This window comes from Nocardiopsis chromatogenes YIM 90109, from assembly GCF_000341185.1.
Lineage (GTDB): Bacteria > Actinomycetota > Actinomycetes > Streptosporangiales > Streptosporangiaceae > Nocardiopsis_A > Nocardiopsis_A chromatogenes.
Window position 1 is genome coordinate 1 of the sequence record NZ_ANBH01000174.1, and the last position, 5,547, is coordinate 5,547.

Consider the following 5,547-nt stretch of genomic DNA (forward strand, 5'->3'; position numbering starts at 1 on the left):
CAGGCCCGCCAGGGCCACAGCCCCGGCGGTTCGGCGGCCGGGGTGCAGCCGGGGCCGACCGCGCAGGCGGGAGTGGGCGCCGGCGGCGAGGGAGCACCCGAATGCGGCCACGAGCACGGCCCACGCGGTGAGCTGGGCGGCGGGTGACTCGTAGGGGGCGGGCGGCGCGAGCGGTTCGCTGTCCTCGTACTGCTCCGGAGGGGGATCGGCCCGTCCTGTGGCGGGGCCTCCGCCGGACAGGCCGTGCACCCATTCGGTGACCGCTTGGACGTACTCGGGGGACAGGCGGTGGAAGAGGGCGTCGAGGTCGGCCTCCGCCTCGATGTATCCGTCGTCGGTGGGCTCCATGGTGTGTCCCGTGCCGTCGATGACGCGCAGCGTGGAGCGGGGGTCGCCGCCGTGGGCGAGTGCGTCGGCGTAGATCCGGAGGGTCTCCCCGGGCGGGGTCGAGCGGTCGAGTGCGGCGGCCACCCCGAGGAACGGCCGGTCCAGCCGTTCGAGTGCGGGCCGGGGATCGTGGCCGTGCAGGCGGAACATGTCGGCGGCCACGACGTGGCGGGTGAGTGTCTCCCCCAGGCGTGACCGCAGGGGCTCGGAGACCCCGGCGTGCTTGAGCTGCATCCGGTTCATCCATACCTGGGTGCGCTCCGGCGGCAGGGCGCTGGAGTTCGCGGCGATCACGAAGGCCACCTCCGGTGAGCGGTCCGCGGCCTCGATCACCGTCCAGCCGCCTTCGCTGTGTCCGTGCACCCCGACCAGGTCGGGATCGACCTCGGGGCGCTCCCTGAGCAGGTGGACGCCGGCGATCGCGTCGTCGGCCAGGTCGGTGATCGAAGCATCGAACAGTGAGTAGCCGTCGTTCGGGCCGCGCTTGTCGTAGATCAGGGTCACGATCCCGGCGTGTGCGAACGCCTCGGCCTGCGGGCGGTAGACCTCGCGCGGCAGCCCTTCGCCGGACCCGGCCACGAGCACGATCGCGGGCAGGCCGGTGCCGCCCCCGGCCGGGGCGATGACGGTTCCGCCCACCGTCCGGTCCCCGGCATCGAAGACGACGTCCTCGGTGACGAGCTCCTCGGATCGGGACGGCGCGGGGTCGGCGGCCGGGAGGTGGCGTGCGGCGGCGGGGAGCAGGGGGAGGAGGACCAGGGCCAGAGCGGCCAGGGCCAGGGGGCGGCGGGTGGTGCGGGGCATCGGTCGGGCCCTTCGGCTGGGGGGTGCTGCCGCCTCCAGTGATACAGGTACACAGAAACTTGTGCAAGGAAAATTGTGCACACCTCTCGGGTGGGCGTGCCCGTACGGCGTGGATTGCACGGGCATCTGTGCACAACTACGGTGGCCGCATGGACGACGTGCCGGCTCCGCGCAAGGTCACCGAACTCGCGGCCCTGAAAGCGTTCGCCCACCCCAGGCGCCGGCACATCATCGAGTACCTGGCGGAGCAGGGCCCGGCGACCTCGGCCGGGCTGGCGCGCGCCCTCGACATGAACACGGGGGCGACCAGCTACCACCTGCGCGAGCTCGCGCGCCACGGCTTCGTCGAGGAGGTCCCGGTCGAAGGGGCGCACGGGCGGGAGCGGTGGTGGAGCGCTCCCCGCCAGGACCTCCGGTTCCCGCCGCGCAGCGAGCAGGACCCGGCCACTCGGGCGGTCATGGAGGAGATGGCGGGGTACTCGCTCTCCCGCGACGTCACCGCCTTCCAGGAGGCGTCGCGGGCCATGGACCCCTCCGACCCCTGGGCCGATGCCTTCCCCTTCTCCCGGGGGGCGATCACGGTGACCCCGCAGGAGCTGGCCCAGTTCTTCGAGGAGTACATCGGCCTGCTCAAGCGGTACCAGCGGCCTCCGGAAGAGACGCCGTCGGAGGCCCGTGTCGTCTTCACGCACTTCCTGGGGTACCCCGCTCCCGCACGGCCGGACGGCGGCGAGCGCGACTCCGAGGAAGGCTAGCTCCTGTTCACGGGGGCGCCGGTGCGGGGCGCGCATCCGGATGCCGATCACGGCGCCCCACGGCCACCCGGACCGTCGCTTCCAAGCGCCGGGCGAGCAGGCTGTAGGGCGTGGCGCAGCCGCTGGAACCGCGCATCCAAGGACGGCGCCCGTCCGCCGCCCTGTTCCGTTCCGGGTGTGATGGGGGCTCTCGGGCGTGGGGAGGATGAGGGACATGCCCCAGGGGCGGGGAAGTACCCCGATGGGCTGTGTGAACGCTCCGCGGGGGCGGCGGTCGGGGCCCGCCGGGGCCTGGTCACACGCCCCGGGGCGCTCACGCGGGCAGGCGGGCAGCCGGGCACCGCCCCCGGGACGCTGCACAACCGGGTCCCGCCTGCCGGGTCCGGAGCAGGCTTCTCCCCGCAGGAAGAGGTCTCAGCTGGGGGCCGGGCGCTGCTTCCGAGCCTCCGATAAACCCGAAACGGGACACCCCTCGCCCGGCGGGGGGCCGCCGGGCGGTGGGCTCGGCGATGGTCGCCGAGACCTGCGGCGGCCGCTCTGTGTGCCGGGGCATCCGGGCACCCGGCCTGCCCCTAACGGGTCCGGAGGACTCGGCGGAACGGGCGCGGGGTCCGGGCGCGGTGCGGGCGGCCGCCCGGACCCCGCGGTCTGCGTGGACGCCGGGCGCTCAGCCGGTGCGTTCGGTGCGGTGTGCGCGGGCGGCCAGGTCGGCCTGCCCGCCCGCGCCCACGGCGTGGGGGCGCCCAGCGGCCCCGGCCTCCAGCCGGTCCTGGAGTCGGCGCAGTTCCCGGGGCCCGAACGCGGCGACCACCGAGGGCAGTGCGCCCCGGGCGCCTTGGAGGGCGCGCAGCCACGCCTGCCCGTAGACGTGCGGGGAGCGGCGGGCGATCCCGGCGACGATGCGGTCGGCGGCCGGTTCCAGGGGGTGGGTGAGGTTGAGCGGCCAGGGGAGCCGGGAGCGCAGTTCGCGCAGGGCCGGGTCGGCGTCGGCGCCGCGGACCATGTCGGTGTCGGTCCAGGAGAGGTAGGCCACGCCCGCGGTGACGCCGTGCAGGGACTCTTCGGGGCGCAGGCAGTGGATGAAGGCCTCGACCCCGGCTTTTCCGGTGCAGTAGGCGGCCATGAGCGGGGCGGGGGTGAGGGCCGCCAGGGAGGCGACCTGGAGCAGGTGGCCCTTGGAGCGGCGCAGGGCGGGCAGGAACGCGCGCGCGGTGGCGATGCCGCCCATGAGGTTGACCTCGATGACGCGGTCGAAGGCGTCGGGGTCGGTGTCGCCGAAGGGGCCGCCGGTGGCGATGCCCGCGTTGGCGACGACGATGTCGACGCGGCCGTGGTGGTCTTCGACGGCGCGGGCGGTCTCGGCGAGGGCCGCGCGGTCGGTGACGTCGGCGTGCCAGTGGGTGGCGTGCGGGCCGCAGTCGGCGGCGACGGCTTTGAGCTCGTCGGGTTCGAGGCCGGCCAGGGCCACGCGGACGCCCTGGCCGGCCAGCTTGCGGGCGAGGAGCGCGCCGAGGCCGCGTGCGGCGCCGGTGACCACGGCGGTGCGGCCGTCGAGGGCGCGGTGGGTGCGGCTCATGCTCCGGTCTCCTGGGTGCGCTTGGCCTTGGCGGGCCTGCCGCTGCGGGNCGCCTTGCCGTTGCCGGTGCCCTGGTGTGCGGCGGGGGCGGGCAGGTGGGTGTCGACGAGGTCGGCCAGGACGGCGGCGACGCGGTCGGGGGCCTCCAGGGGTGTCATGTGGCCGGTGCCGGGGATCTGGACGAGGTCGCGGCAGTCGGGCAGGAGTCCGGCGGTGCGGGGGGCGTGGGGCAAGGGGATGAGGCGGTCGTGGGTGCCGTGGACGACGGTGGTGGGCACGTCGAGGGCGCGCAGGCCCTCGTCGGCCTGGAGGGTGCCCAGGACCTTGCCCCAGCGGGCGCGGGCCAGGGGGTGCATGGCGTGGACGAGGCGGGCGGTGAAGTCCTTCATGCGGGGGTCGGCGCCGGGGGCCAGGGTGATGTAGCGGATGGCGGCGCGGGTGAGGGGGGTGCGCGGCCCCAGCGGCAGGGGGGCGCCGAGGGCGGCGCGGTGGACGGCGGCGCGGAAGGCGCTGTCGTCGGGGCCCAGGGGCAGGACGGTGGAGGTGTGGGGCAGGCGGCTGCTGCCGGTGCTGATGAGGGCGGCGGCCGCGGCGCGGTCGCGCAGGGCGGGGCGGCGGGAGGCCGACATGATGGTCATGCCGCCCATGCTGTGTCCGGCCAGGACGGCGGGGGTGCCGGCGGGGACGGTGGCCTCCAGGACGGCGCACAGGTCGTCGGCGAGGGCGGTGGTGGAGTACCCGGCGGCGGTGGCGGGGCGGGCGCTGGAGCCGTGGCCGCGCTGGTCGTACATGACGGTGCGCAGGTGGCGGGGGAGGCGGTTGACGACGGGGGCCCAGAAGGGGGTGGCGCAGGTCCAGCCGTGGACCAGGACGAGGACGGGGCCGTCGTCGGGGCCGGTGGTCTCCACGTTGAGGAGGGTGCCGTCGGCGGATTCGACGGTGCGCTGGTGCCGTTGGGGGGTCATGTCGGCTCCTCGGTGGCGTCCGCGGGGGCGGGCGTGGGTCGGGGTGCACGGGTTGTTACCGACGGGTTGGTCGGTGTGTCGACCGAGCGTAGACCATGACAATGGTCATTGGAAGTGTTTGCGGGATTCCGATGGGTTCCCGGCGTCGCCGCCGCGCACCGCGGGGGGCGGGAGGGGGCCGCGCCGGGGCGCGGGTTGGCGGCGCCGCGGGCGGGCGCCGTAGGATGCGCCGGTGATGGACACGGCGGACGGGCAGGGCGAGGGCACGGCGGGGCTGGTCGCGGCGATCGCGCTGTACGTGCCCGAGGGCGAGGAGCGCGCCGGGCGGGTGAGCTCGGTGACGACCGACCCGGTGGCCGGGACGCCGCTGCGGGCGGTGGTCGACTTCGGCTCCACGCCCGAGGGGACGGACACCGGTCCGGATATCGAGGTGGCCACCCGGGTCTGGGACGGGCCGGAGGCGGCGGGGGAGCGCGCGCTGCGCGGCCTGTGCGCCGAGCGTGCGCTGATGGAGCGCCGGATGCGCGACCCGCAGGGCGGGGACGCCCTGTCGCTGGGGGAGGACGCGCGCTGGTCCCGGGCGGAGCTGGCCGTCGACGGGCGCCCGGTGGAGGCGGTGGTGCTGGCCACCGGGATGTGCTGGGTGGCGGCGGCCGAGGCCGAGCCGGGTGTCCTGGTGCGCGTGTACACCCCGGCGCCGGGCCCGGGTCCGGAACGCCTGGTACGGGTGCGGGACGCGGCGAAGCTGGAGCCGATGCGCGGCCGCGGATAGGCGCTGAGACCGGGCGCGTTCGTAGCACCCGCCGCTTCTGGCGGATCGGTTGAACGGCGAGAGGGCCTTCGGGGCCGTGGGATCGCCGGTGCCGTGGACGTGTCCACCACCACGCTGTTCAAGCACTTCCCGGCCAAGGAGGCCCTCGTCTTCGACGAGGACGCCGAGCAGGAGGCCCGGCTGCTCGCCGCCTTCACCGCGGTGGTGGCCGACACCCCCGCGCTGCGCGACTATGCGTAGGGCATCTGGCTGCGCCAGCGAGGGCGGCGGGGGCACAGGGCGGTGCGC

The 5,547-nt window shown here is 75.6% G+C and carries 6 protein-coding genes; 3 read left to right on the forward strand and 3 right to left on the reverse strand.

The genetic code is table 11. The features are described from left to right. Positions 1 to 1,191, reverse strand: a 1,191-nt coding sequence (locus D476_RS35690) for an alpha/beta hydrolase family protein (protein WP_017625341.1), incomplete at its 3' end; no start/stop codon positions are given. A gap of 149 nt (positions 1,192 to 1,340) precedes the next feature. Between D476_RS35690 and D476_RS0118090 the strand changes: the two genes are divergently transcribed. After that, positions 1,341 to 1,946 (forward strand): ArsR/SmtB family transcription factor, encoded by a 606-nt coding sequence (locus tag D476_RS0118090; protein ID WP_017625342.1) that lies wholly within the window; start codon positions 1,341 to 1,343, stop codon positions 1,944 to 1,946. 667 nt (positions 1,947 to 2,613) lie between these two features. Here D476_RS0118090 and D476_RS0118095 read toward each other — a convergent pair. After that, a complete protein-coding gene (locus D476_RS0118095) occupies positions 2,614 to 3,522 on the reverse strand; it encodes an SDR family oxidoreductase (RefSeq protein WP_017625343.1) in 909 nt (302 codons plus the stop codon). After that, complete coding sequence (locus tag D476_RS0118100) at positions 3,519 to 4,487, reverse strand: alpha/beta fold hydrolase (protein WP_017625344.1); 969 nt, start codon at positions 4,485 to 4,487, stop codon at positions 3,519 to 3,521. The genes D476_RS0118095 and D476_RS0118100 overlap by 4 nt, the downstream gene beginning before the upstream one ends. A gap of 235 nt (positions 4,488 to 4,722) precedes the next feature. Here D476_RS0118100 and D476_RS0118105 point away from each other — a divergent pair, with 235 nt between their 5' ends. After that, complete coding sequence (locus tag D476_RS0118105) at positions 4,723 to 5,259, forward strand: hypothetical protein (protein WP_017625345.1); 537 nt, start codon at positions 4,723 to 4,725, stop codon at positions 5,257 to 5,259. A gap of 93 nt (positions 5,260 to 5,352) precedes the next feature. Next, positions 5,353 to 5,499 (forward strand): hypothetical protein, encoded by a 147-nt coding sequence (locus D476_RS36465; protein ID WP_017625346.1) that lies wholly within the window; start codon positions 5,353 to 5,355, stop codon positions 5,497 to 5,499. Positions 5,500 to 5,547: the final 48 nt, after the last annotated feature.

What these genes read in the sequence shown, in the direction of transcription:
- D476_RS0118090 (WP_017625342.1), top strand. Translation starts at nt 1,341, where the DNA reads ATGGACGACGTGCCGGCTCCGCGCAAGGTCACCGAACTCGCGGCCCTG.
- D476_RS0118095 (WP_017625343.1), bottom strand. Translation starts at nt 3,522, where the DNA reads ATGAGCCGCACCCACCGCGCCCTCGACGGCCGCACCGCCGTGGTCACC.
- D476_RS0118105 (WP_017625345.1), top strand. Translation starts at nt 4,723, where the DNA reads ATGGACACGGCGGACGGGCAGGGCGAGGGCACGGCGGGGCTGGTCGCG.